Genomic DNA, 25692 nt, shown 5'->3' on the forward strand with positions numbered 1-25692 from the left:
TCCCCCCCCCCCCCTTCGCTTTCTAAGGGTAGCTCATGCAGATAGGTTTGCATCTTTTTTGCCATCGCCAACAGACGACTGTTGCCAATGCCCTTATTCAACAAATCTTCAATGGTGGCAGGTTTATCATGTGAAAACATTCGCCGTGTCAAATCACAGTGAATCCCTCTGGGGTGTAGGTGGCGAGTCAGAAGCATGTCTTGGCTTTTTTCGTCCAAGATAGGAAAAATCACTTCTAAAATATCACGATAATTTTCGTCCAAAATAGGGTCTAATGATTGTAATCTATATAAATTATAAGGGGACAATTCAAAAATGGTTGCCATAAAAAAATCCTTAACTAACAACAAATGCACAAATGCACAAATGCACAAATGCACAAATGCACAAATGCACAAATGCACAAATGCACAAATGCACAAATGCACACCCAAGATTCTACATGATAAATGATTAATTATCAATATTTAATTAACCAAACTATATCAACCGAACTTCAAAATTGTTATGATTTTTGTTCGTGGTGAGCTTGCCTGCCCATAACGGAAATCCACCCACAGACATAGCTCAGAGTGAATGGTTCTGGTGGTTTTTGAAGTTAAATCACTATAGCAATGGCAACACAAGGCATTCAACGCATCAAAAAAACAAAAAGCCCCAATCACTTGGGGCTTTTAGATGGTACACTCACCAAATACAAATACCAATCACGCCTTTATGGTCATGCCAATAAAATGGAATGGTATAAGAACGGCGTTCTTTGGGTAGGTATTGGGCTGGTGGCACACCTGCGACAATCTTGGGTGGTGAGATGATAAAATCCGCCCCAAATTCGGTACGTGCGTTGCCCGATACGGTGTTAGCAATCTCACCCACCAAGTCTTTTAGCATGGGAATGGACTGCTCAGGCTCACCAAGTGCTTGAAGCAAATCACGAAGCATGACAGTGGTCGCACTCACGTACACCGAGCCTGCCATCGCTCCTGTGATGGTAATCACCCCTGTATAATCAAATGCCACAGGTGTGGTGTTATAAGTCAAATAAGGCGTATCTACACCGTTGAGTTTTTCGCCGATTTGTAAAAAAAACGACTCTACTGACTGCATAAATACATTTAATTTCTCTACTTGCATAGATACTCCATCATTCTAGTTTTAGTCAAGATTTTTTTCTAAGCAAACCACAATCTCACCCACTTCCCGTTGCCAAAGAATAGGAATGATAAAGGCTCTGCCTTCTATTTTTGGTAAAAAGACGCTTTGAGGCGAACCTTTGAACACAAACGGTGTGGAAATATGAAATTCTGATCCAAACTCACTACGAGCATTGCCAGAAATGGTATTGGCAATTTCACCCACCAAATCCACCAACATAGCATCGCTAAGATTACTTTCATTCATATCTCTTAGCACCACTTGTAGCAACTCTTTGCTTGCGGTAACATAGACTACGCCACGCATGACACCTGAGATGCCAATCACACCTGTATAATCATAAACATGTGGCTCTTTTTCAGTAGAAAGATAAGGCGTATCAACCACCAACTCTTCACCAGGAAATTGAGCGAAATAGTGTCTTACAATATCTACAAAAGACTGGATTTTCTCTTGTTTCATGACTACCTCTTAGTCTCTCATTAATTCATCAAGTGCATCCACCAAATCCTCTTCTGAGAACGGTTTGCACAAAAATCCGCCAGCACCAAGCGATAACGCTTTGATGCCAGTTGATTTGTCAGACAATGCTGACACAACCAAAATACGCACATCAGGGTCTAGTGCCACGATTTTTTTGATACACTCTAAACCGTCCATATTTGGCATGGTCAAATCCATCGTAATCACGTCAGGTCTGTGAACTTTAAATTTGTCCACTGCGTCAGCACCGTTCATGGCTGTTGCCACTAGCATAAAATGCTGACCGTCATAAGCGCGCTGAATGCGATTTCTAATGATATTAGAGTCATCAACAATCATCAATTTATACACAGTTATCTCCTACTAAATAATAAATCTAAGCAATAAATCACAAATGTGATTTATTGCTGTCGTGTTAATCATACGATTGGGATAGGCAGTTTTACCACAAAGCGGGCAAATTTGCCTTTTTCGCTTTGAACGCTGATTTTACCGCCATATTCTTTGACACGGTCTTTGACAATATCAAGTCCCACGCCACGACCACCATCTTCGTCAGTAACACTACGAGTACTAAACCCAGATGAGAATAGCGTATTGAGCAATTGTGCTTCGCTTAAAGCACGTACATCTTCATCACTGTATTTGCCTGCATCAACAAGTCTTTGGCGAATATTGTCATAATCAATGCCCAAACCGTCATCTTCTACGGTGAACAAAAAGTAATTTTGACCATCTTCACGCTCTTCTTTGGCAGAAATGGCAACTTGCCCTACCAATGGCCTACCATTGGCGATACGAGTTTGACCATCAGCGATACCATGCACGACAGCATTACGAAGTAACTGTACGCAGATTTCTTTGGTAACAACTGACAAGCTGTCTGGAATACTCACGCCTGCCATACCAGACACATCTACTTGGATTTGTTTTTGTTGGCGTTTGGCGATGTCATGACCAAACTGTACCAAATAACCGCCCAGCTCTGTCTTGGCATCTGGTCGCTCTCTTTCGGTGCGAGTTTGTGGTTCAGCATCCATTTTTGACATGGTAGCCACTGTATTGCCGATACGCTCGCCCAAGTTAGTGATGGTATTAGACAAGTTTAGTAATTCATCAAGCTGTACAGTCAGTGGCAAGAAGTCATTACCAGAAAGTTTGCTTTGGTTTTGCAGTGCGTGTAGTTTATCTTCGGCGTCTGATGCAATCTTGGTAAAACTGTGCAATTTTAATGCTGATGCTTCGCCTTTTAAACTGTGCATTTCACGATACATGGATTTGAGTTTGGTTTCAAGCTCAAATTGTGAACTACCAGGGTTTTTCAAAATGGTATTCATCTTGTCAATATGCGTGTGCGTATTGCGGATAAATTCATGAATCACACGTGGACTGACGTTCAAGATGGTGGTAAGCATTTCAATCTGCATGTCATTTTGGGCACGTTCTTTTTCAAGACGTTGTTCTAGGTAAACGGCATTTGACACGTCATTAACGTTCACCAAAATACGAGAGATTTCTTTGCCTTCGTACACTCGGGAGAATTTAAAATCCAAATAACGGTTTTTGGCACTGCCCTCATCATAGAACATCACTTTGTTCAATGGGTTAAGGTCATTTACCAATTTTTCTTTTACACGCGTGTTATATAACTGCTCAATAAACTGACGAGTGGTTTCAAGGTCAGTTTCGGAGATGCGATGACTTAGTACATCTGTCAAGTTTTCACCCGCCAAACGCTTTGTGCCAATGATGTCTACCAGTGCTTTTGAGTATTGCTGACCGATGTTTAGGTCTTTGTCCAAAAGGAATAGACCTGTGTTTACTGTTGCCATGATGTCGGAGGTTTCACGACGAGCTACTTCAAGCTCTCTATCCGACTCTTGCAAGCGACCCATGATGACTCGTAAGAAAATCACGAAGTACACAAGCACGCCCAAAATACCCAAAATTTGTACAATACGAATGAAGTGAGCGTTATCTTCAACGTCTTCGTGAACTACCGCCAACAGATTTTCCAAGCCTTCGTTCATACGGACGGTTGACGCTTGGGCTTGTGAGTGTGCAAGCGACAGCTTACTTGATGAGTCAATCATGATGTTGTCAGCGTTTTTGAGATAATCTGACAGTAATGGCTCAATTTTTTGCCATTCACTTTTTACCACATCAAAATGCTCACGAGCATCATCAGGAATCGCACGCACGTCTTCCATATCATCGTGATCACCGCCCACGAAGTTAAGTTTGCCACCCTTATCAAGTGCTTCTAGGAACTGATCGTTGAGCTCAACAGACGCACGGATACGTTTGAGTACGGTGGTCATGTGTGGTGATGAAATGTCTTCACCTTGCGAGCTTTGCAAGTCAAACAAATCTTTCATTACCGACTGAGTGTTGGTTGCCATGCGGTTGGTGGCATCAATTAAGTCGGTGTTTTTTTCAAGTCGGGACGCTGCCACGATGTTAATCACAAGCAAAACCGCCATAATGGCAAGCAGACCGCCCATCGAGACAATCAGTCCCGAATAGCGGTCGTTCATATCAAGAAACTTCATATACTCTCCACACTCAAAAAGCGCTACAAATTCACTCAATATCAAATCAATTGACAATGAGATAACCTATTGATGGAATTAGCAAAATAAGAAAATTTATTCTCTTATTGTCCAACGACTGTATGTGATTTCTACTATTGTAGATTAGACATACAGCACTCCTAATACATCTTATTTAATCTTGGGAATATCTTGTGCGGTTGGTTCAGTACCAAACCATTTTTTGTAAATGGTGGCATAAGTACCATCTGCAATGATGTCAGCCAAACCTGCATTGACTTTTTGCATCAATTGGGCTTCGTCTTTGTGTGCCACCATCACCAAAGGATATGGTTCAAAATATTCACCTTCACCACCAAACTCAAACTCAACATCAGGGAAGGATTTTGTGTAATACTGTGCCACAATCTTATCCGTCAAAGCAACATCAGCTTCGCCATTAACAAGCCCTTGCAAAACCATCAAACTGGTCTCTACCCCTTTGATGTTGGGGTTGCCCTTACCCATGACGCTTTCTAATTCTTCTATATAGGGACTGTCGCCAAGCGTGATGACTTTGTGGTCTTTTAGGGATTCAAGCGTTTTGGGCGTTTGGGTATGGTTTGGTTTTTTGACGCTGACAATGATGTCTTGACCATAAGCATAAGTATTGGATACTTGGTATTTTTCTGCACGCTCATCGCTATAGGCAAAGCCAGACAAGGCGATTTTAAATTGTTTGTTTTCTAAACCATCAACGATACTGTCCCATTTGGTCGGCATAAAATCAAACTGGATATTTTGTTTTTCGCCAATCTCCCTCAAAATATCTACATCAAAGCCTGTGGCTTGCCCTTTTTCATCAAAAAAATCATAAGGCGGATAATCATTATCCACCCCAACTGTCAATGTCAGTGCATTCTCTGGTGATGATGCTATTTTTTCTTGTGAGTTGGTTGTGGACGTGGCGGTGGTTTGCTGACTGTCTGCCTGTTGTGATTTGTTGCACGCTGTCAATGATAAGGTTACAGTCAGTGCCAACGCAACCATTTTAAAACAATGCCTCATGAATTATCCCATCTCCCAAAAACACCAAAGAATATCATTGATATGCCATCAAAATATAAAATATCAGACAAACGTACACCAATATCTTGATATTATACCAACAACATTACTTACACTTCTTGTACATTTTGCATAAAATATCACCAAATAGCAACATTTACAAGCTAAATTGTTTTTTATGCCCACAGATGGTAGAAATTTACCACAATTGTTAGACCAAAAAAAATCCTTCAATGAAAGGATAACCTTTTATTATATATTAATATTTATATATAGTAAAGTCTAATCTATAAGAAACCTTATAGTAGTTTTTAGTTTTATTTGGTGTATTAGACTTCCTGCAAAACTAGGTTTTTTGTTCACCCTGAGCTTGCCTGCGGGTAGGAAAACAGTGGCGGTTCAACAAGCTCACCACGAACGGTTTTCCTTGTTTTTGAGTTTTGCAGGAAGTTTATTAAAAAATAGTTGTATATTTTTAACAAAATCAATAAGTTATATCAATCAACTAAATTGATACAAAACAACAAAAAACTACTGTACTTTTTATAAAAACAAATGATAATTTATATCAAACATCAGATGCTTGTATCAGCATACGGGTATATTCATGTTGTGGATTGGTAAAAATTTGCTCCGTTGTCCCAAACTCTACCACATCACCTTTTTGCATGACAAGCACACGGTCGGACAAAGCTCGCACCACCGCCAAATCATGACTGATAAAAATATAGCTTAACCCATATTTCTTTTGTAAATCATTGAGCAGTTTGACCACCATAATCTGCGTTGAACGGTCAAGTGCCGAAGTTGGCTCATCAAGTAGCACGAATTTGGGTTCTAAAATAATCGCCCGAGCGATGGCGATACGCTGACGCTGACCACCTGAGAACTCATGCGGATAACGGTTAATCATGCTGGGTGATAAATTAACTTCGCTTAGGATTTTGGCAACTTTATCCGCACGCTCACCTTTGGTCATGTGTGGATAATGCACAGTCAACCCCTCGCCAATAATCTCACCCACTGTCAGACGTGGTGAGAGTGAGTTGAAGGGGTCTTGAAACACCATTTGCATGTCTTTTTTGAGGATTTGGCGGTCAAGTTTGGACAATGCCTTGATTTCTTTGCCATCAAAGGTAATTTTGCCCGTTGAATCCACGATTTGCATAATCGCCCGCCCTATCGTGGATTTGCCAGAACCAGACTCACCCACGATACCAAGCGTCTCCCCCACCTTTAAATCAAGCGTCATATTTTTGACCGCATGAAAAACTTGGGTTGGCTTGCCAAAAAAGGAGCGTTTTAGGACATAATCCACATGGACGTTGTCGGCGGTGATGATGTTGGGTGTGTTATCACCAAGCAGGTCTTTGGGCTCGCTTGGTATGGGAGTCAACAGCTCCATCGTATAAGGGTGCTGTGGATTACTAAACACCTCTTGGGTCGTACCACGCTCAATAATCACACCATACTGCATGACACACACATCATCGCTGTATCTACGCACCAAACGCAAATCATGCGAAATCAAGATAATCGCCATACCCATCTCACGTTGCAACTCACGCATCAGCTCCAAAATCTGTGCCTGTGTGGTTACATCAAGGGCGGTGGTCGGCTCGTCTGCGATGAGCAAATCAGGCTTGTTGATAAGTGCCATCGCAATCATGATACGCTGTAACTGACCACCCGAAAACTCATGCGGATAGGCATTCATCTTTTTTTCGGCATCGGGTATTTTGACCTTTTGGAGCATTTGTAAAGCAAGTTTGTTAGCTTCTTCTTTGCTCATGCCTGCATGATGAATCGCTACCGCTTCTGACACTTGCTGACCTATTTTGACATAAGGGTTGAGCGAAGTCATCGGTTCTTGGAAAATCATGCCAATTTTGTTGCCACGAATGGCTTGCATTTGTTTATCGGTCATTGACAAAATCTCTTGACCGTTGAATTTTACCGATGAATTTTTGCCATAAGTGGTGATTTCTTTGGGCAACAGTTGCATGATTGCCATTGATGTTACTGATTTGCCAGAGCCACTTTCGCCAACAATAGCAAGCGTTTGACCTTTTTCAACTTCAAAAGAAACATCTTTGACAATATGGACAACCTTGTCATCACTTTTTAAATGTACATCTAACTGTTTGATTTCTAATAATTTCATTACATTGTCCTTATTTTGTGTTTTTGGGGTCTAGGGCATCACGCAGTCCATCACCTAAAAAGTTAAAGCAAAACAATGTCGCCACCAAAAATGACGCAGGAATCAAGAGTTGCCAAGGAGCAACCTCCATCGTCTTAGCCCCATCTTGGAGCAATGCCCCCCAGCTTGTCATTGGCTCTTGAACCCCCAAACCCAAAAAGCTCAAAAACGACTCAAACAAAATCATGCTCGGCACGATGAGCGAGGCATAGACCACCACGATACCTAGCACATTTGGCACGATATGGCGAGTGATGATATGGCGGTTGGATACGCCCATGACGTGCGAGGCGGTGATAAACTCTTTGTTTTTCAGGCTCAACGTCTGCCCACGCACCATGCGAGCAACATCAAGCCATGAGACCATGCCAATTGCCAAAAAAATAAGAAAAATGTTGCGACCAAATAACGTAACGAGCAAAATCACAAAAAACATGAAGGGGAACGCATTTAGCACTTCTAAAAACCGCATCATGAGCATGTCCACTTTGCCACCAAAATAGCCCGAAATCGCTCCATAAATCGTCCCAACCACGACCGCCACCAACGCCCCAGCAATGCCCACCATGAGCGAAATACGTCCACCCACCGCCACTCGCACGAGCATATCTCGCCCCAATGTGTCTGTACCAAAATAGTGCTTAGTCTTAATAGACGGAGCAATGCTCATGTTTGACCAATCAGTATCAGCATAACCAAAGGGAATCACATATGGCACAATCAGCACAAATGCCGTAATCAAAAATAGCATCACCGCACTTGCCATCGCTGCCTTGTTGCGACAAAATCGTCTCCAAGCGTCCTGCCACAGACTTCTGCCCTGTACTGCTTCGGTGGTTGTTTTTAAAACATCAGTTGTTGTCATAAATCGTCCTGTTTAGTATTTGATTTTTGGGTCAATCATGGTGTACAAAATATCAACAATGGCATTAAAGGTAATCGTCAAAACCCCTACCAAAATCGTCAAAGACAGCACCAAACCATAATCACGGTTCAATGCCCCATCAACAAACAACCGTCCAACCCCTGGAATGCCAAAAATAGATTCAATCACAATTGACCCTGTGATAATCCCCACAAAAGCAGGCCCTAAAAAGGAGATGACAGGAAGCATGGCAGGACGCAAGGCGTGTTTTAGGACGATGTGAGAGGTGGGCAGACCTTTGGCACGAGCAGTGCGAATAAAGGGACTGTTTAGCACCTCAATCATCGAGCCACGAGTTACCCTTGCGATACTTGACGTATAAGCAATGGCAAGCACACTCACAGGCAACACCATATTTTTGAACGCTCCATCGTTCCAGCCCCCAGCAGGTAGCCATTTGAGCGTAATTGCAAAAATCAGCACAAGCAATGGCGCTTTGACAAAGCTTGGCACAACCACGCCCGCCATCGCTACCGTCATAAGCACATAGTCAAAAAAGCTGTTTTGTTTTAGGGCAGCAATCACCCCAAACGCAACCCCCACCACAAGAGCGATGACAAATGCCCACAAGCCAATCTCCACCGACACGGGCAGGGTTTTTTCGATGAGTTCGTTAATAGTGAAATCTTTGTATTTAAAAGAAGGACCAAAATCACCACGCAATAACAAGTCGCTTAGGTAATTGAGGTATTGTAGCCAGATTGGATCGTTTAAATGATATTTGGCTTCAATGTTGGCAAGCACCGCAGGGGGCAAATTTCGCTCACCTGTAAAAGGACTGCCCGGAGCCAACCGCATGATAAAAAATGACACCGTAATAAGAAATAACATAGTAGGAACGGCTTCAAACAAACGTTTAACAATCAATTTAAACATAAAAAACCTCTTTGCAAATCCATCAGCATTTATCAATCAAAACTGCCCAACGATGGCATGATTTTTATGGCATTTTCATTTAAGAAAAACCATTATACCCTATTCTTGCGTATTTGTATTGTTATTGTATATAACTAAATCTCATTTTCAACCCAAAATCACAACCCATTGATTTAATTGTATTTATTTTTGATACGTAGGAGTGAATTGCAATTCATCCTTATAAAAATCAAATACTTATATCAAGTTGAGATTGGCATGACTTAGTAAAATTCACCATCATTTTACAAAAGTGGGGGCGTATCGCCCATGCCATACACCCCCACAATCCATCTTTGGTTATTCGGAAGTTACACGATACATCTCAGCGATACTGGTCGTGCCTTGTAGCACCTTCATAATCCCTGAACGGCGTAAATCACGAAAGCCGTGTTTCATCGCCTCATCTTTGATTTGAATGGCGTTGCCATCCTCCATAATGATACGAGAAATGCTGGGGTAGATTTTTAATACTTCATAAATACCCACACGCCCTTTGTAGCCTTCACGGCACTCAGAACAACCCACCGCTTCATAGATGACGTTGTCAGGATTTGCCAAATCTTCTTCAGTAAAGCCCATCTCTAACAGGCTTGGTTTTGGAATGTTGGTGGGGCGTTTGCAGTGTTTGCATAGACGGCGAGCCAGACGCTGGGCAATCACAAGGTTTACCGAAGTGGCAATGTTAAAACTTGCCACCCCCATGTTTCTAAGACGAGTTAGGGTTTCTGGGGCAGAGTTGGTGTGCAAGGTAGATAGCACCATGTGACCTGTTTGGGCGGCTTTGATGGCGATTTCGGCAGTTTCCAAATCACGAATCTCACCGACCATGACCACGTCAGGGTCTTGACGAAGGAAGGCTTTTAGAGCAGAGGCGAACGTCAAACCTGTTTTTGGGTTTACGTTGACTTGGTTGATACCTTCTAAGTTAATCTCCACAGGGTCTTCGGCGGTTGAGATATTTGTTTCGGGAGTATTTAGGATATTTAGACCTGTATAAAGCGATACCGTTTTACCCGAACCTGTCGGACCTGTAATAAGAAGCATGCCTTGTGGTTTATCCAACGCCTCCAAGAAAAGCTCTTTTTGGTCAGGCTCATAACCTAGTGCATCAATGCCTAGCATCGCAGACGATGGGTCAAGGATACGCAGTACCAGCTTTTCGCCAAACAGGGTAGGACAGGAGTTCACACGAAAGTCAATGGCTTTGGTTTTAGAAATTTTAAGTTTGATACGACCATCTTGGGGAGCCCTGCGTTCAGAAATATCCATTTGCGACATAACTTTAAGACGAGCGGCAATTTTACCAGCCAACTGAATGGGCGGGCGACTGATGACCTGCAATACACCGTCTACACGGAAACGCACACGGTAGGCTTTCTCATAAGGCTCAAAATGCAAATCCGATGCCCCCATACGAATGGCATCAAGGAGCATTTTATTGACAAATTTGACCACAGGTGCATCATCACCGCCTGTGTCGTTGACATCAATAGCTTGACCGTTATCATCGTCATCATCGTTACCGCCGTCAATATCTGCTGACAAATCCACATCGCCCAAATCCCCCAAACCACCGCCACCATAGGCGTTTTCAATGGTCTTTTTGAGTTTATCTTCTTCAACAACAATCGTCTCAACAGACAATTTGGTATTAAAGGCAATGGCATCAATCGCATCTAGACGAGTGGGGTCGCTCATACCCAAAAATAGGCGATTGCCACGTTTAAATAGTGGTAGTACGCCATATTGATTGACAACTTTTTCGTCCACCAAATCTTTGGGAATGCTGTCAGGGGCTAAGGCATTCAAATCAAGCAATGGGTCGCCAAACTCATGCGAGAGCAGGCTTGCGATTTTGCCTGCTGGGGCAAGTTTATTTTCAACCAAATATGGCACAAGTGCCATGTTTTGCTGTTGAGATTCTGCCAGTGCTTTTTGCATGGCATCAGGGGCAACCAACTGATTTGACACCAAAAGATGTGCCAAACCACCAAAATTTACGCTCATAACATTCTCCAATCTGGGCATGATATTTTATCAAAATGTATCTATTTTACTTGATTTTACTTGAAAATGGCAATTTTTACCTCATTTTTATGTAAAATTTGACAAACCGACCCAGTTAGCAATCCAAACGGACAAATTGCAAATCATGACTTGGTAATTTTGTAGTATAATAAATCAATCATTTTACTTTAAATCTTTGTCATGAAAAAATACGTCATTGGAAATTGGAAATTAAATCCTGCTACCCAAGCAGAAAGTTTGGCATTGGCACAAGCCCTGCAAGAAATTGGGCAAAAGCCAAACACCAACACCCTCCAAGTAGGTTGCTCACCCAGTTTTATCCACCTAAGCACCGTTGCTCAAACCTTAAAAACAAGCCCCATTTGGGTAGGTTCACAAGACGTGAGTGCTTTGGGGGCAACTGGGGCGTTTACAGGCGATGTATCAGCAGTGCAAGTGGCTGATTTGGGGGCAAAATTTACTCTCATCGGTCATAGCGAACGCCGTCAATATCATGGCGAAGATGATAAAATATTAAGCCAAAAAATCATCAATGCCCATCTTGCTGACCTTATGGTGGTTTTGTGTATTGGTGAATCACTGGACGAATACCAATCAGGATTGGCGTTTAATGTGTTGGACAAACAACTATCTGTGCTTCACCGCATTGACAAAAACCAAATCAATGCCAACAAACTCATCATCGCTTATGAGCCTGTGTGGGCGATTGGTACAGGGCTAACCCCCACTTTGAACGAAATTGAAAAAATCCACACACACATCAAACATTACCTACACACCCAATATGGTGCCAATTTGCCCATACTTTATGGCGGTAGTGTCAATGACAAAAATGCCCACGACATCGCAAACTGTCAAGGGGTAGATGGTGTGTTGGTGGGCGGTGCAAGTTTAAAAATTGACAGTTTTAGCACCATCATTCAAGCATTTTCCTAACTTTTAGAATAAAGAGTATCTCATGTTTACATTTATTTTAGCCATTCACATCATCGTCGCCATCTCTTTGTCAGGTCTGATACTCATTCAGCATGGTAAGGGAGCGGATGCAGGGGCTTCTTTTGGTTCTGGGTCGGCAGGCACGGTATTTGGTGCATCAGGCTCTGGTAACTTTCTAACTCGCACCACCGCCATACTTGCTGCCATCTTTTTTGCTACCAGTTTGGCGTTGGCATACCACGCCCAACAAGAAGCCAAAGACCAACTTCGCCTAGATGTGCCTACCCAAACCACCCAAAAATAACCGTTGACAATACCACTCATCTGGCATAAAAGGTTGGACTTTCCAACCTTTTATCACTGATGTCTAGGACTATCGGTAATTTACGATTAAGTATAGCAAATTCTATTCAAAAACAAACAAAGGTTTTTTGTTCGTGGTAAACTTGTCAAACCATAATGAAAAACCACTTCACCCGAAGGCTTGGCTTAGGGTGAACGGTTTTTGTATGATTTTGATGTGAATTAAGTATGATTTTGCTTCTTATGCCCCCACTGTTGGGTGTTGATTTTATTGGACAAATGATAGTTTGTACCATAACCCAAAATCACACCCAACAATCAAACCAACAATAGAAGCTAAAATTGGGCATATGATTGACTATTTGACCAATTCCTCTTTTAGTTTTTTGGCACGGCGATTGGCTTCGCTGACCAAAAATGACAAATCTTGACCGCTAGAAATGTATCTGGCACCCATATCCACATATTGTTTCATCAGTTCAGGGTGATTGGCAAGACCGCCCACACCAACGTGTTTGCCATACTTTTTGGCAGTATTGATGACTTTTGTATAAGCATCACGTAATTTGGGGTGATTGGGCTGACCTGTAACACCAAGACTGTTTGCCATGTCGCTTGCTCCCACAAAAATCATGTCAAGACCCTCAACAGAAGCAATCTCTTCTATATTGTCAAGAGCTTCTTTGTTTTCTAGCATAACCACAACCATGGTGGCGTTATTGAGAGCTTCATAAATTTCCTGTGTAGGATAGCTACGATAACCCAGCTCAAACAACAGTGAGCCGGGGGCACTGCGTTCGCCTTGCGGTGGCAGTTTTGCCAACGACACAAGCTGACGTACTTCTTCGGCAGTTTTAATCTCTGGGGCGATGACGCCCATAGCACCTGCATCAAGCATACGGCTGACATATTCTGCACTGATACTTGGAATGCGTACCAATGCAGTGATGCCCACTCGTTGAGCCATTTGGCAAATGGCACTGGTCTCATGAATAGAAAAAGCACTGTGTTGCATTTCCACATAGAACGCATCAAATCCAGCACTGTGAGCGATTTGGGCAATTTCTGGGGAACGCACCAATCGCACACTCATGCCAAAGGTCAATTCGTTGCGAGCCAATTTTTCTTTGAGTGGGTTGTGAAAAAACTCCCTAGCAGGGATTTTGTCAGATTTGCCTACGGATAAAGATGTAGCATTAGAAGGGTTTTGGGCATGAGCCACACCCAACAAAGGGGCGGTCACCGCCATGGTTGTCAAAAAGGCACGTCTATCCATTTATTCCTCCAAGTTGATTAAACCACTAAGACTCATTCTACCACGCTTCACAACTGCTGAAAAGTACCTTATGAGAAATAACCAACCTATACTCGCACTTCCCCATGACCAAACACCACCCATTTTTGGGAAGTCAAACCATGCAAACCCACAGGTCCACGAGCGTGGATTTTGTCGGTAGAAATGCCAATCTCCGCCCCCAATCCATACTCAAACCCATCAGCAAAACGACTGGACGCATTGACCATCACCGAACTTGAATCCACTTCACGGATAAAACGCTGGCTGTTTGTATAATTATCCGTGATAATCACGTCAGTGTGGTGTGAGCCGTAGTGATTGATATGGTGTATGGCATGGTCAATGTCGTCCACCACTTTGACCGCCAGTATGGGAGCAAGGTATTCGGCATACCAGTCATCTTCTGTTGCTGTTTCTAGGTTTAAGCCCAAATTTGCCAAAATCGCTTGGCTGTTTTTACACACCCTAAACATCATGGCACTGTCCACATCACTCATGGCTTTGGCAATCTGTGGCAAGGCAACATCAGCAATTTTAGCATGAACCAGCAAAGTTTCCATGACATTACAAGGTGAATAGCGAGAAGTTTTGGCATTGACACAGACTTTCATTGCCATGTCCATATTGGCAAATTCATCTACAAAAGTGTGGCAATTACCATCTAAATGCTTGATGACTGGCACACGAGCATTGTTTGCAATTCGCTCAATCAGTCCCCTGCCCCCTCTGGGTATCACCACATCAACAGCCCCTGTCATCGTGATGAGTTTATCCACCGCCTCTCTGTCAGTCGTGGCAAGCACCTGCACGCCATCGGTAGGCAAACCCGCCTGCTCAAGCCCCAGATGTATGCATTTGGCTAGGGCTTGGTTTGAATAAAAGGCTTCTGAACCTCCACGCAAAATAATCGCATTGCCTGACTTGATTGCCAAAGAGCCTGCCTCTATGGTTACGTTGGGACGAGATTCATAAATCATACCAATCACCCCAAGTGGCACTCGCATTTTGCCAAGCTGGATACCGCTAGGACGATAGGTCAACTCACTCATCTCACCAATAGGGTCAGGCAAGCCAATCACATCATCAAGCGAATTTAAAATACCCACAAATACCTTCTCACTAATCACAAGACGGTCAAGCAAAGCAGGTTCTAGTCCTTTATCCTTGCCGTTTTGGACATCTATGGCATTGGCGGATAAAATATCATCTCTATGAGCGATAATTTGGGCTTTGATACAGGTTAAAGCGTAATTTTTAGTTTTGGTATCGGCACGAGCCAGATGTGTGGAGGCGGATTTGGCTTTTTGCCCCACTTGGTTCATATAGGTGGTCAAATTGGTGGCGAGTTCGGTCATGGCTACTCCTTAGAAATAAATTTTTTCCAATTTTATATTTCAAACAAATAAATGGCAAGTAAAAAATACCGCCCAACCCACAGAATGCACATCGCGCACTCATGTACTTATCACTGCTCAATTTATGATTATTTTTCAATTAGTTGTGATTTATTATTAAATTATAGAAGTATAAAATTACAAAAAATATACAAAATACGCCATTTTATATTTGCCAAGAACAGGAAAATTAACTATCCTAGCTTACACCTGTTTTATATGGAGATATGCCGATGAAATCACTCACCCTAAAAACCCTAGCCCTTATCGCTTGCCTAACCCTTAGCCAAACCACCTTGGCTCGGCAAGTGGCGGTGTGCCTTTTTGTGGAGTTTTCAGGAGTCTACCCCACAGATACCCTTGAATGTCAGATTGGTAATGACGATAATTACAAACAGACCACCCTATTTGAAATGACCAAAGCAGGGTGGAGCATACAGGCAGTAACACCTGTGACAACTCCGGGTGGCATTCGGGGTTATGTCTACCTAGAAAAGCCATAACTACCCCTACCGCTCTTTTATCACCCCCACATCTAAGACCGTCCATAGGGCGGTTTTGACCTCTGCTTTTTTTAGCCCATTATTTACCCAAGAATTGCAGGTATAAAAAGCGTTATAACTGCCCACCGCAGGATAAAAAGCATCATTTTGCCCATAGTGAGCATGAGCAATGGCGACTTGTCGCCCATCTGACGGCAAGGATTGCTTAATGTGTGTGATAACGGCTTGGTACTGGGTGGGATTTAGGCGAATTTTACGGCATTTTTGGCAATTCTTTACCAACTCATCAGATTCATAACTGACGTGAATGGCAGAAGTACTAAGTCCAGACAAGGCGTTGACGGCTGTTTTGGCGGTCAAATCCCCCCATGTTGGCGTATTAAGATAAAAATCCCTATCACCCCAACCGATACTAATCCAATGATTTACCACACCATTTTTGGTGTCATTTGGGTGAAATATAGTCGTCCAATCCATCAGCTGATGTGTGGTCGGCAACACAAAATCCGTATGCACGCCATTGGATAGCACATACACATCAATCATATCATCACTGTATGGCAAAGTGGTGAGCTGACTTGGCAAAAAGGTCGCACAGGTCATTAGCACACCATAAATCAACAACACGGTAGCAAAATAACCAATTGTTTTTAAAATAATTTTTATAAATTTTGACATGTTAACACCAAGCAAAATGGGCAACTGGCTTTACCCAGTTACCCATATCACACATCAAGGCTTGATTAGCCCGCCGCATCAAGGAGCATATTACGGATATGACCGATGGCTTTGGTGGGGTTTAGTCCTTTGGGGCAAACACTCACACAGTTCATAATGCCACGACAGCGGAACAAGCTAAATGGGTCATCAAGACGAGCAAGACGAGCTTGGGTGTCGGTATCACGGCTATCAATGATAAAACGGTAGCCGTTCAAAAGTGCTGATGGTCCAAGGAATTTGTCAGGATTCCACCAGAACGATGGGCAAGAAGTAGAACAGCACGCACACAAAATACACTCATACAAACCATTCATCTTCTCACGGTCTTCTGGCGACTGCAAGCGTTCTTTGGGTGGGGCTGGCTGGCTATTAATCAAATAAGGGTGTACTTTTTCGTATTGGGCATAAAACTGGTTCATATCCACCACCAAGTCCTTGATAACAGGCAAACCAGGTAGGGGGCGAACGATGATTTTTTCAGGTAGGGTGTTCATATTAATCAAACACGCCAAACCATTTTTGCCATTGATGTTCATACCGTCCGAACCACAGATACCCTCACGACAACTACGGCGGAAAGTTAGGGTTTCATCTTGTTTTTTTAGACGAAGTAGAACATCTAATAACATACGGTCAGAGTCCAATAACTCAATCTCGTAAGTTTGCATATAGGGGGCTTTGTCTTTGTCTGGGTCGTAGCGATAAATCTCTACAATGCGTTTGCCTCGACTCATAATTTTTCTCCATTGGCGTGTGGCTAAAACTTGGCTACACGCTTTTTAGTCATTAAAAGAATTAGAATGTACGCACACGTGGTTCACAATAATCCACTGTTAGTGGCGTTTTGCGTACAGGCTTATAAATCACACGGTTACCCTCTGAATACCAAAGTGTATGTTTCATCCAGTTTTTGTCATCACGACCTAGCGGTGCAGGTTCATAATCGGCAGGGTGCTCATAATCAAGCACCGAGTGCGCCCCACGGCATTCGTGGCGTAAAGATGCTGAAAGCATTGTTGCTTTGGCAACTTCATACAGATTAGCAACCTCTAAGGCTTCAATACGAGCGGTATTAAACACGGCTGATTTGTCTTTTAGATGAATGTTGGCAACTTTTGGAGCCAATGCCATAATCTTTTCAACCCCTTCGTCCATCAAGGCTTGAGTGCGGAACACCCCTGCGTGAGCCTGCATAATGGCACGAATTTCATCGGCAACTTCTTGGGCATTGTAGCCTTCGGTGGAGTTTTGCAATTTGTCAAGACGGGCTTTGGTAAAGTCAAGCACTCTTGGGTCAAGAGGCTTATAACTGCGGTCAGATTTGGCAAACTCATCTAGGATATGCTGACCTGCGGCACGACCAAAGACCACCAAGTCAAGCAGGGAGTTTGTACCTAGACGGTTGGCACCGTGTACCGATACACACGCACACTCACCGATGGCGTACAGACCCTTAATCACACGACCTTCTGTATAAAGACCTTCTTCATCAATATGACCATCTAGCACAGGCACGGTTACTTGTCCGTGAATGTTGGTAGGAATACCGCCCATCATATAGTGAATGGTTGGCACAACTGGCACAGCTTGTTTGGCAATGTCCACATTGGCAAAGTTATGACTGATTTCAAAGACCGATGGCAAGCGTTTCATCAGCGTTTCTAAGCCCAAATGGGTCATGTCCATTTCAATATAATCACCATTAGGTCCACAGCCACGACCTTCTTTGATTTCTTGGTCCATAGAACGAGAAACGAAATCACGAGGAGCAAGGTCTTTTAGGGTTGGGGCATAGCGTTCCATAAAGGGTTCGCCGTGCTTATTACGCAAAATCGCCCCTTCACCACGACAGCCTTCGGTCAAAAGCACGCCTGCCCCTGCCACGCCTGTGGGGTGAAATTGCCAAAATTCCATATCTTGCAAAGGAATACCAGCACGCACCGCCATACCCAAACCATCGCCTGTATTGATATAGGCATTGGTAGAAGCCTTGAAAATACGCCCTGCACCGCCTGTTGCTAGAATGGTTGTTTGGGCTTGAAAGACACTGATGTTGCCTGTTTCTTGGTCAAGGGCAATCACGCCATTGATATTGCCATCAGCATCTTTGATAAGGTCAAGAGCAATCCACTCTACAAAAAACTGCGTGCCTTTTTCTAGGTTTTTTTGATAAAGCGTATGCAAAAGCGCGTGTCCTGTACGGTCAGCAGCAGCACAGGCACGAGGCACAGGCTTTTCGCCATAGTTGGCTGAATGCCCACCAAAGGGACGCTGGTAAATTGTACCGTCTGCGTTACGGTCAAAGGGCATACCCATATGCTCTAATTCATAGACAACTTTTGGTGCTTCACGGCACATATATTCAATGGCGTCTTGGTCGCCTAGCCAGTCAGAACCTTTAACCGTGTCATAAAAGTGAAAATGCCAGTTGTCAGGACTCATATTACCCAAAGAAGCACCAATACCGCCTTGGGCAGCTACTGTGTGCGAACGAGTTGGAAATACTTTGGTCAAAACGGCAACTTTCATGCCACCTTGTACAAGTTGTAACGAGGCTCTCATACCCGAGCCACCACCACCAACAATAACGGCATCAAAATTTAGGGTGGGGATATTTTCAATCGGTTTTTCTGGTGCTAATGCCATAATTTTATTCCTATAATTCTTAAACAGGGACGATTTTAAGGATTACCAAAAAATCATCACACCCCAAAACAAATATGCCAAAATAGCAACAATGACCGCCCCTTGTAGAGCAATACGCAGACCTGCTGATTTGACATAGTCAGTAAATACTGTCCACATACCCACCCATGCATGAAACACGAGCGACAAAATCGCCACAAGGCTAAATAGCTTCATGGGCAAACTCATCATAAAACCATGCCATGTTTCATAGTCCACATTATTGAACAAGAAAAACACCACCATGACCACCGCATACAATGCCAATACCACCGCACTAATACGCTGTAATACCCAATCACGAGAGCCTGAGCCTGTTAGACCTGTGGCACTTTTAATGCCTGAATTATTTCTAACCATTAGAACATCACCCATACAAACGAAGCCAAAATCAAGACAAATGCAATCACAAAACTAACAATCGCTGCCGTCTTACCTGATTGAAACTCTTCGTTACAACCCAAATCAGCAAGCAAATGCTTGCAACCCATGACAAAATGGTAGGCAGTACCCGCCACAAAAATCCATGCTAAAAAACGCAAAGCGATATTGTTTAGGACACTCTCAAAACCCTCAGGGCTTGATAGCGAAGTTTGTAAAATGCAAAGCATGACAGGTATCAATAAAAACAACACAATGCCTGACACACGGTGTAAAATAGAAGCCATTGCAATGGGTGATTTTGAGTTCACCGCAATGACTTGACTCAAAGGTAGGTTAATTGGTCGGTTGCTTTTCACAGCGGGCATCCTTATCTAATTTTTCGCCAATGGCAAGGAGAGCTGGCTGAAAGGAAAAATCCTACACAGCAAATGATTATCCAAATCCACAAAAGTGGTCAGTTACAAATATAACACAATTTTAAGTGAGGTTATCATCACCCAAAAGAATGTTCATTATATACTTTTTTAATGATAAAATCATGTAAATTAAGCACATAAAATCATGTTTTTACGGTCTTTTTTAGTTTTACAATGTAATTGATTATCACTTAAAAAAGTGGACTACTAAAACTGATAGATTATAAAACGCTTAAACAAATTTTACAAACAAATTTACAAAATTTCTGCCACTTTCCCCCAAAATCGCCCAACTTTGCTTGCCAATTATTGTTACAAAATATTTCAAAAATGCCCCGTCAGACATTCATTCACGCACATTTTGCACACCAAAAACACCAAACACCAGTCATGACGGTACTTTGGAGAGAGACTTGACCCTCTTTATCAAATCAGATAAATTTTTATTTGAAAAAGGCTTGTAAGTTTGGCTAAGATTTTGTATCATCATCACTACTGTGAAGGCAGTAAAACAAGGATAAGCATTTTGGTTTTAGGAATGCCAAAATGCGTTTTAGTTTGGTGTTGCAGGAAAAAGCACCAAATATCACACAAACGAGGTAATATCCCATGTCAAAAGAAGTCAAATTAGTTGTTGATGGCACCGAATACGAAATGCCAGTATTAGAAAGTACACTAGGTCGTCCAGTACTTGACATCAGTGCAGTAAATAAAGCAGGTTTTTGGACGTATGACCCTGGCTTTATGGCGACTGCTCCTGTTGAATCCAAACTTACCTACATTGATGGCGACAAAGGTGAGTTACTACATCGTGGTTATGCGATTGATGAACTTGCTGACAACGCCGACTACCTAGAAGTCTGCTACGCCCTACTCTACGGCGACCTACCAAATGCCGAACAAAAAACCAAATTCTACGAGCGTGTTTCTAGCAAAATGGCTGTACACGACCAACTGCGTAAATTCTTTGAAGGTTTCCGCCGTGATGCCCACCCAATGGCAATTATGGTTGGTGTAGTTGGTGCGTTGTCTGCATTCTACCACAACCACCTAGACATCTCTGACCCTAAACATCGTGATGAGACTTGTGTGGATTTGATTGCCAAAGTGCCTACCCTTGCAGCGATGAGCTACAAATATTCTATCGGTGAGCCTTTCTTGTATCCACGCAAAGATTTTAGCTATGCTGAAAACTTCCTATATATGATGTTTGCTACCCCAGGGGACGTAAACTACAAACCAAATCCTGTGCTTGTTAAGGCGATGGATAAAATCTTCACCCTACACGCTGACCACGAGCAAAACGCCTCTACCTCTACTGTGCGTTTGGCAGGTTCAACAGGTGCCAACCCATACGCCTGTATCGCTGCTGGTATCGTGGCTCTGTGGGGTCCATCACATGGTGGTGCAAACGAAGCAGTTCTACAAATGCTTGATGAAATCGGCACGATTGAGAACGTTGCTCCATTTATGGAAAAAGTCAAAACCAAAGAAGCCAAACTCATGGGCTTTGGACATCGTGTGTACAAAAACTTTGACCCTCGTGCTAAGGTCATGAAAGAAACTTGTGATGAAGTTTTGGGTGCTTTGGGTGTCAATGACCCTAAATTACAACTGGCAATGGAGCTTGAAAAAATCGCTCTATCTGACCCATACTTCATTGAGCGTAAACTCTATCCAAATGTAGATTTCTACTCTGGCATTATCCTAAAAGCCATCGGTATCCCAACATCTATGTTTACTGTTATCTTTGCCTTGGCTCGTACTGTGGGTTGGATCAGCCACTGGACAGAAATGCACTCAGAACCCTTCAAAATCGGTCGTCCACGTCAGCGTTATACTGGCGAAAAACACCGTGCATTTGTCAAACTTGAAGACCGCAAATAATCAGCAAAACCACAAATTCCCCAAAATTACTTTTGGGGAATTTTTTGTCTTTATAAAAAATAAAACAAACGTAAACTATTCAAATCTGTCAAATCATGTTAAGATAAACTTATTTTGATACTTAGGAAAATAGCCATGAGCCAATCACAAACAGCCCGACCTACCAAAGCCCCCCACCACAAGCGTCCCGACTACGAACGTGTCGTCATCACGGGCATGGGAGCGATTACCCCTGTGGGTAATGACTTGGACACCATTTGGACAAATCTTGCAAGTGGCACAAGTGGCATCACTGCCCTGCCTGAGTTTGCAGGGTTTGACATGAGTGAATTTCGCTCACGTATCGTAGGACTCATCAAGGATTTTGATGCCAAAGAATTTTTAAACCCCAAAGAAATCCGCCGTTTTGATGAGTTTATGCACTATGCCCAAGTTGCCTCTGCCCAAGCATTATTTCATGCAGGTCTAATAGACGACATCAAAGGCGACAGTCTGCCTGTCAATGTGGATAGCGAACGATTTGGTGTGGTGATGGGTTCAGGAATTGGTGGATTAAATACCATTGAAAATGGTCGTGATGTCATTCGTCAAAGCGGTGCAAAAAAAGTCTCACCTTTTATCATTCCCGGCTCTATCGTTAATATGCCAGCAGGGCTTATCGCCATTCGCCATAATCTAAAAGGGGCAAATCTTGCTACTGCCACTGCCTGTACAACTTCCACGCATGCCATCGGATTAGGAGCAAGATTGATTGCTTATGGTGACCTTGATGCTGTTTTGGTGGGCGGTAGTGAAAAAGCAAGCACGCCACTTGGCATGGCAGGGTTTGGAGCAATGCACGCTCTATCCACTCGCAATGACGAACCTACCAAAGCATCTCGCCCCTTTGACAAAGATAGAGATGGCTTCGTGCTTGGCGATGGGGCTGGGGCGATGGTGCTAGAAAGTTTGGCTCATGCCAAAGCTCGTGGAGCAACCATTTTGGCAGAAGTTGTGGGTTTTGGCATGAGCGATGATGCAAGCCACATCACCGCCCCACCTACTGATGGCAACGGAGCAAGACGTGCGATGGCAAACGCTCTCATGGATGGCGGTATCAGCCCAAGCGATGTCGGCTACATCAACGCACACGGCACGTCCACGCCTGCTGGCGATGTGGCAGAAAGCTGTGCCATTGAAAGTCTGTTTGGCAAAAACATCTTGGTCAGCTCTACCAAATCCATGACGGGACATTTGCTGGGTTCAGCAGGGGTGGTTGAAGCAATTTTTACGGTACTTGCCCTACAAAATCAGCTCTTACCCCCCACCATCAACCTAGACAACCCTGACCCTGCCTGCACACTTGATTATATCCCCCATACCGCAAGGGTCGTACAAAATGTCAATTATGCCATTTCCAACAGCTTTGGTTTTGGTGGCACAAATGGTAGCTTGGTGTTTGGGCGTTGGCAGGACTGATTTATATAGTCAATTCTATTCAAAACCAGACAAAGGTTTTTCACTCAAAGTGAGCTTGTCGAACCATAACGGAAAACCGCCCGCAGGCAAGCTCAGGGTGAACGGTTTTGGTGGTTTTTGAAGTTAAATCACTATAATTGACAAATTTACCTTAAATAGTTGTTGGCTTACTCACCAAAAATTCATGGGCATTGGCAAGCAAAAATTCCTTGAATGCCATAGATGCAGGCGACAACGAGCGATTTTTGTGAGTATATAACAAAAACTTACGCTCCACCACAGGGTCGCTGATGGGTCGCATGGTCAGTCCGTTTTGCTCCACCCATTCGGCAGCATACAGCAGACACACTGTAACCCCAAGCCCCATACGCACCATGCCCAGTGCAGTAGATAAAAAATTTACTTTAAAATCAGGGTTAAAGATACGATTGGAAATGGCAGAGATGGTAGCTCATTTTGTAGACTGTTGATAAAAGGTCCGTTGAGCGTGATGAGTCGCTCACTCATGAGATTTTCCCAGCGAATTTCATTCTTGTAAGCGAAGTGGTGTGATTTTGGCAACACCAAATAAAATGGCGAGCTAAACAACACATCAGCGTGCAAATCATCACTATAAAACCGCTCAGGAGCAATCCCCAAATCCGCTTCCAAATTTTCAATATGCCCCACCACTTCATCAACCGAACAGTCTGTGAGTGTTACTTGGATATTGGGGTGGAGTTCACAAAATTTGGCGATGAATTTAGGTAGAGTACTTGCCGATAATTGCTGGGACACCGCCAAATGGACATGACCTTGATGTAAAGATTTAAGACTAGCGACTTTGTCATTTAGTACCGACATTTCATTTAACACTCGGCGAGCTTGAGGCAAAAGCCTTTGCCCTGCGTCCGAAAGGTGTAGTTTGCGAGTGGTACGGTCAAACAACTTAACATCGAGATTTTGCTCTAATTCTTTGATAAGTCCACTTAGAGCAGACTGAGTCAAACACAAAGTCTCTGCAGCTTTGGTAAAACTATTTTGCTCGGCGACAAGCACAAAGGCTTTTAGCTGGCGTAATGTAGTACTCATTATTATTTACCTTGATAAATATATAAGATGATATTATAAATGATAATCATCAAGATACAAGGGGCAAACGAAAAAATTTCCAAAACTCTTTTAAAATCGCATAAAAATACTTGCATTCACTCTATTTTTTAGATACATTATTTCAAACCCACTTTTTAAGGAAAAATCATGCCTGCTCTACGAGATGACATTGACCCACAAGGACTTTTGGAATATTCGGTAGTCTATACCGACCGTGCGTTGAACCATATGTCTGCCGAATTTCAACGTGTCATGGCAGACCTTTCTACCACCCTAAAATCTCTCTACCAAGCGGATGCTGTTGCCATTATCCCTGGTTCTGGTACGTCAGGCATGGAAGCGGTTGCTCGCCAGCTTGCCACCGACAAAGATGTGGTTATCGTACGCAATGGTTGGTTTAGCTATCGCTGGACGCAGATTTTGGAAAAAGGACGCATTGCCAAATCCACTCAAGTGTTCACCGCCCAAATCCACACAGGCGACAAAACCACCTTTGCCCCTGCCGACATCAATACCGTCACCACCCATATCCGTACAAACCGCCCAAGCGTGGTCTTTGCTCCGCATGTAGAGACCGCCTCTGGCATGATGCTCTCTAATGATTATATCAAAGCATTAGGGCAGGCGGTGCATGAGGTTGGTGGTATTTTGGTGATTGACTGTATCGCCTCTGGCTGTGTGTGGCTTGACATGAAAGCACTTGGCATTGATGTGTTGTTGTCTGCTCCCCAAAAAGGACTTTCTAGCACACCCTGCTGTGGGCTTGTGATGATGTCTGACACCGCCAAAAAGCTCGTTTTAGAAAGTGAATCCACCAGTTTTGCCCTTGATTTGAAAGCATGGACAAACATCATGACTGCTTATGAGAATGGCGGACACGCTTATCATACCACCATGCCAACCGACAGTCTAAGACATCTAAGAGATACGTTGGTAGAATGCCAAAAAATCGGCTTTGACAAACTCAAATTGGCTCAACTTGAACTTGGACAAAAAATCCTAACCGTCCTCAATGATAAAGGCATAGCGAGTGTCGCAGACAAAAATGCCCAAGCAGTTGGCGTTATCGTCTGTCATGCCCCAAGCGAGGAAATACACAAAGGCGTGGCATTTGCCAAAGTCGGTGTCCAAATCGCAGGCGGTGTACCGCTCCAAGTGGGCGAACCTGCCGATTATAAGAGTTTTAGAATCGGATTGTTTGGGCTTGACAAACTTACTGATGTGGACGGTGCGGTGGCACGCTTCAAACAGGCGTGTGATGATGTATTTGCATAATACACCAACACAATCTTAAAAGTACCACAAA

General features: G+C 43.3%; 23 protein-coding genes and 1 pseudogene. 6 read left to right on the top strand and 18 right to left on the bottom strand.

All coding sequences use genetic code 11. From position 1 onward, the window contains the following. From MOB01S_RS08795 to pilB, 10 genes are all read right to left on the bottom strand, one after another. Positions 1-326 (bottom strand): hypothetical protein (locus MOB01S_RS08795; protein ID WP_157073949.1); only part of this gene is annotated, 326 nt, incomplete at its 3' end. A 361-nt stretch (positions 327-687) separates the two neighbouring features. Next, positions 688-1134: a chemotaxis protein CheX gene (locus MOB01S_RS08800; RefSeq protein ID WP_066804086.1), complete on the bottom strand. Its 447-nt coding sequence runs from the start codon at positions 1132-1134 to the stop codon at positions 688-690. A 21-nt stretch (positions 1135-1155) separates the two neighbouring features. Then, positions 1156-1617 (bottom strand): chemotaxis protein CheX, encoded by a 462-nt coding sequence (locus MOB01S_RS08805; RefSeq protein WP_066804088.1) that lies wholly within the window; start codon positions 1615-1617, stop codon positions 1156-1158. A gap of 9 nt (positions 1618-1626) precedes the next feature. Then, complete coding sequence (locus MOB01S_RS08810; protein ID WP_066804090.1) at positions 1627-1989, bottom strand: response regulator; 363 nt, start codon at positions 1987-1989, stop codon at positions 1627-1629. A 68-nt stretch (positions 1990-2057) separates the two neighbouring features. After that, on the bottom strand, positions 2058-4190 hold the full coding sequence (locus MOB01S_RS08815) for an ATP-binding protein (protein WP_066804093.1): 2133 nt from the start codon (positions 4188-4190) through the stop codon (positions 2058-2060). A 171-nt stretch (positions 4191-4361) separates the two neighbouring features. Then, positions 4362-5237 carry a substrate-binding periplasmic protein gene (locus tag MOB01S_RS08820; protein WP_084349686.1) on the bottom strand — a complete coding sequence of 292 codons (876 nt, stop codon included), beginning with the start codon at positions 5235-5237 and terminating at the stop codon, positions 4362-4364. Positions 5238-5805: 568 nt separating this feature from the next. Then, positions 5806-7401, bottom strand: coding sequence for an ABC transporter ATP-binding protein (locus MOB01S_RS08825; RefSeq protein ID WP_066804099.1), 1596 nt, complete (start codon positions 7399-7401; stop codon positions 5806-5808). Positions 7402-7411: 10 nt separating this feature from the next. After that, complete coding sequence (gene oppC, locus MOB01S_RS08830) at positions 7412-8305, bottom strand: oligopeptide ABC transporter permease OppC (RefSeq protein ID WP_066804101.1); 894 nt, start codon at positions 8303-8305, stop codon at positions 7412-7414. Positions 8306-8317: 12 nt separating this feature from the next. Further along, a complete protein-coding gene (gene oppB, locus MOB01S_RS08835; protein ID WP_066804103.1) occupies positions 8318-9241 on the bottom strand; it encodes an oligopeptide ABC transporter permease OppB in 924 nt (307 codons plus the stop codon). Positions 9242-9580: 339 nt separating this feature from the next. Next, entirely contained in the window at positions 9581-11290 is a 1710-nt protein-coding gene (gene pilB / locus MOB01S_RS08840; RefSeq protein ID WP_066804106.1) for a type IV-A pilus assembly ATPase PilB, read from the bottom strand. Between the two features lie 201 nt (positions 11291-11491). Between pilB and tpiA the strand changes: the two genes are divergently transcribed. Next, the gene (tpiA, locus tag MOB01S_RS08845) at positions 11492-12247 is read left to right on the top strand and encodes a triose-phosphate isomerase (RefSeq protein ID WP_066804108.1); all 756 of its coding nucleotides are present in this window, start codon (positions 11492-11494) and stop codon (positions 12245-12247) included. Positions 12248-12269: 22 nt separating this feature from the next. Next, positions 12270-12551, top strand: coding sequence for a preprotein translocase subunit SecG (gene secG, locus MOB01S_RS08850; RefSeq protein ID WP_066804111.1), 282 nt, complete (start codon positions 12270-12272; stop codon positions 12549-12551). 357 nt (positions 12552-12908) lie between these two features. Here the strand turns inward: secG and MOB01S_RS08855 are convergent, their stop codons facing one another. Beyond that, positions 12909-13826, bottom strand: coding sequence for an HpcH/HpaI aldolase family protein (locus MOB01S_RS08855; protein ID WP_066804114.1), 918 nt, complete (start codon positions 13824-13826; stop codon positions 12909-12911). An 86-nt stretch (positions 13827-13912) separates the two neighbouring features. Beyond that, the gene (locus tag MOB01S_RS08860; protein WP_066804117.1) at positions 13913-15202 is read right to left on the bottom strand and encodes a glutamate-5-semialdehyde dehydrogenase; all 1290 of its coding nucleotides are present in this window, start codon (positions 15200-15202) and stop codon (positions 13913-13915) included. A gap of 272 nt (positions 15203-15474) precedes the next feature. On the opposite strand from MOB01S_RS08860, the gene MOB01S_RS08865 reads away from it, so the two are divergent. After that, positions 15475-15744, top strand: a complete 270-nt coding sequence (locus tag MOB01S_RS08865) for a hypothetical protein (protein WP_066804120.1) — start codon at positions 15475-15477, stop codon at positions 15742-15744. Positions 15745-15750: 6 nt separating this feature from the next. On the opposite strand, the gene MOB01S_RS08870 is transcribed toward MOB01S_RS08865, so the two are convergent. The 5 genes from MOB01S_RS08870 to sdhC all read right to left on the bottom strand — a co-directional run bounded on the left by MOB01S_RS08870 (position 15751) and on the right by sdhC (position 19898). After that, on the bottom strand, positions 15751-16422 hold the full coding sequence (locus MOB01S_RS08870; RefSeq protein WP_066804123.1) for a TIGR02117 family protein: 672 nt from the start codon (positions 16420-16422) through the stop codon (positions 15751-15753). A gap of 65 nt (positions 16423-16487) precedes the next feature. Beyond that, positions 16488-17198 (bottom strand): succinate dehydrogenase iron-sulfur subunit, encoded by a 711-nt coding sequence (locus MOB01S_RS08875; RefSeq protein WP_066804125.1) that lies wholly within the window; start codon positions 17196-17198, stop codon positions 16488-16490. A gap of 61 nt (positions 17199-17259) precedes the next feature. Further along, positions 17260-19113, bottom strand: coding sequence for a succinate dehydrogenase flavoprotein subunit (gene sdhA / locus MOB01S_RS08880; protein ID WP_174521837.1), 1854 nt, complete (start codon positions 19111-19113; stop codon positions 17260-17262). A gap of 39 nt (positions 19114-19152) precedes the next feature. Further along, on the bottom strand, positions 19153-19524 hold the full coding sequence (sdhD, locus tag MOB01S_RS08885; RefSeq protein ID WP_245640023.1) for a succinate dehydrogenase, hydrophobic membrane anchor protein: 372 nt from the start codon (positions 19522-19524) through the stop codon (positions 19153-19155). After that, positions 19509-19898 (bottom strand): succinate dehydrogenase, cytochrome b556 subunit, encoded by a 390-nt coding sequence (sdhC, locus tag MOB01S_RS08890; protein ID WP_066804129.1) that lies wholly within the window; start codon positions 19896-19898, stop codon positions 19509-19511. The genes sdhD and sdhC overlap by 16 nt, the downstream gene beginning before the upstream one ends. 660 nt (positions 19899-20558) lie before the next feature. Between sdhC and gltA the strand changes: the two genes are divergently transcribed. Both gltA and fabF read left to right on the top strand, forming a co-directional pair. After that, positions 20559-21836, top strand: a complete 1278-nt coding sequence (gene gltA / locus MOB01S_RS08895) for a citrate synthase (protein ID WP_066804132.1) — start codon at positions 20559-20561, stop codon at positions 21834-21836. Between the two features lie 135 nt (positions 21837-21971). Next, entirely contained in the window at positions 21972-23294 is a 1323-nt protein-coding gene (gene fabF / locus MOB01S_RS08900) for a beta-ketoacyl-ACP synthase II (protein ID WP_066804134.1), read from the top strand. 151 nt (positions 23295-23445) lie between these two features. Here fabF and MOB01S_RS08905 read toward each other — a convergent pair. After that, a pseudogene (locus MOB01S_RS08905) lies at positions 23446-24365 on the bottom strand (LysR family transcriptional regulator). 168 nt (positions 24366-24533) lie between these two features. On the opposite strand from MOB01S_RS08905, the gene MOB01S_RS08910 reads away from it, so the two are divergent. Continuing rightward, the gene (locus MOB01S_RS08910) at positions 24534-25661 is read left to right on the top strand and encodes a pyridoxal-phosphate-dependent aminotransferase family protein (protein ID WP_066804137.1); all 1128 of its coding nucleotides are present in this window, start codon (positions 24534-24536) and stop codon (positions 25659-25661) included. The last annotated feature ends 31 nt before the right edge of the window (positions 25662-25692 follow it).

Source organism: Moraxella oblonga NBRC 102422, assembly GCF_001598275.1.
Classification (GTDB): Bacteria; Pseudomonadota; Gammaproteobacteria; order Pseudomonadales; family Moraxellaceae; genus Moraxella; species Moraxella oblonga.

What these genes read in the sequence shown, in the direction of transcription:
- MOB01S_RS08800 (WP_066804086.1), bottom strand. Translation starts at nt 1,134, where the DNA reads ATGCAAGTAGAGAAATTAAATGTATTTATGCAGTCAGTAGAGTCGTTT.
- MOB01S_RS08805 (WP_066804088.1), bottom strand. Translation starts at nt 1,617, where the DNA reads ATGAAACAAGAGAAAATCCAGTCTTTTGTAGATATTGTAAGACACTAT.
- MOB01S_RS08815 (WP_066804093.1), bottom strand. Translation starts at nt 4,190, where the DNA reads ATGAAGTTTCTTGATATGAACGACCGCTATTCGGGACTGATTGTCTCG.
- MOB01S_RS08820 (WP_084349686.1), bottom strand. Translation starts at nt 5,237, where the DNA reads ATGAGGCATTGTTTTAAAATGGTTGCGTTGGCACTGACTGTAACCTTA.
- MOB01S_RS08825 (WP_066804099.1), bottom strand. Translation starts at nt 7,401, where the DNA reads ATGAAATTATTAGAAATCAAACAGTTAGATGTACATTTAAAAAGTGAT.
- oppC (WP_066804101.1), bottom strand. Translation starts at nt 8,305, where the DNA reads ATGACAACAACTGATGTTTTAAAAACAACCACCGAAGCAGTACAGGGC.
- oppB (WP_066804103.1), bottom strand. Translation starts at nt 9,241, where the DNA reads ATGTTTAAATTGATTGTTAAACGTTTGTTTGAAGCCGTTCCTACTATG.
- pilB (WP_066804106.1), bottom strand. Translation starts at nt 11,290, where the DNA reads ATGAGCGTAAATTTTGGTGGTTTGGCACATCTTTTGGTGTCAAATCAG.
- tpiA (WP_066804108.1), top strand. Translation starts at nt 11,492, where the DNA reads ATGAAAAAATACGTCATTGGAAATTGGAAATTAAATCCTGCTACCCAA.
- secG (WP_066804111.1), top strand. Translation starts at nt 12,270, where the DNA reads ATGTTTACATTTATTTTAGCCATTCACATCATCGTCGCCATCTCTTTG.
- MOB01S_RS08855 (WP_066804114.1), bottom strand. Translation starts at nt 13,826, where the DNA reads ATGGATAGACGTGCCTTTTTGACAACCATGGCGGTGACCGCCCCTTTG.
- MOB01S_RS08860 (WP_066804117.1), bottom strand. Translation starts at nt 15,202, where the DNA reads ATGACCGAACTCGCCACCAATTTGACCACCTATATGAACCAAGTGGGG.
- MOB01S_RS08865 (WP_066804120.1), top strand. Translation starts at nt 15,475, where the DNA reads ATGAAATCACTCACCCTAAAAACCCTAGCCCTTATCGCTTGCCTAACC.
- MOB01S_RS08870 (WP_066804123.1), bottom strand. Translation starts at nt 16,422, where the DNA reads ATGTCAAAATTTATAAAAATTATTTTAAAAACAATTGGTTATTTTGCT.
- MOB01S_RS08875 (WP_066804125.1), bottom strand. Translation starts at nt 17,198, where the DNA reads ATGAGTCGAGGCAAACGCATTGTAGAGATTTATCGCTACGACCCAGAC.
- sdhD (WP_245640023.1), bottom strand. Translation starts at nt 19,524, where the DNA reads ATGGGTGATGTTCTAATGGTTAGAAATAATTCAGGCATTAAAAGTGCC.
- sdhC (WP_066804129.1), bottom strand. Translation starts at nt 19,898, where the DNA reads ATGCCCGCTGTGAAAAGCAACCGACCAATTAACCTACCTTTGAGTCAA.
- gltA (WP_066804132.1), top strand. Translation starts at nt 20,559, where the DNA reads ATGTCAAAAGAAGTCAAATTAGTTGTTGATGGCACCGAATACGAAATG.
- fabF (WP_066804134.1), top strand. Translation starts at nt 21,972, where the DNA reads ATGAGCCAATCACAAACAGCCCGACCTACCAAAGCCCCCCACCACAAG.
- MOB01S_RS08910 (WP_066804137.1), top strand. Translation starts at nt 24,534, where the DNA reads ATGCCTGCTCTACGAGATGACATTGACCCACAAGGACTTTTGGAATAT.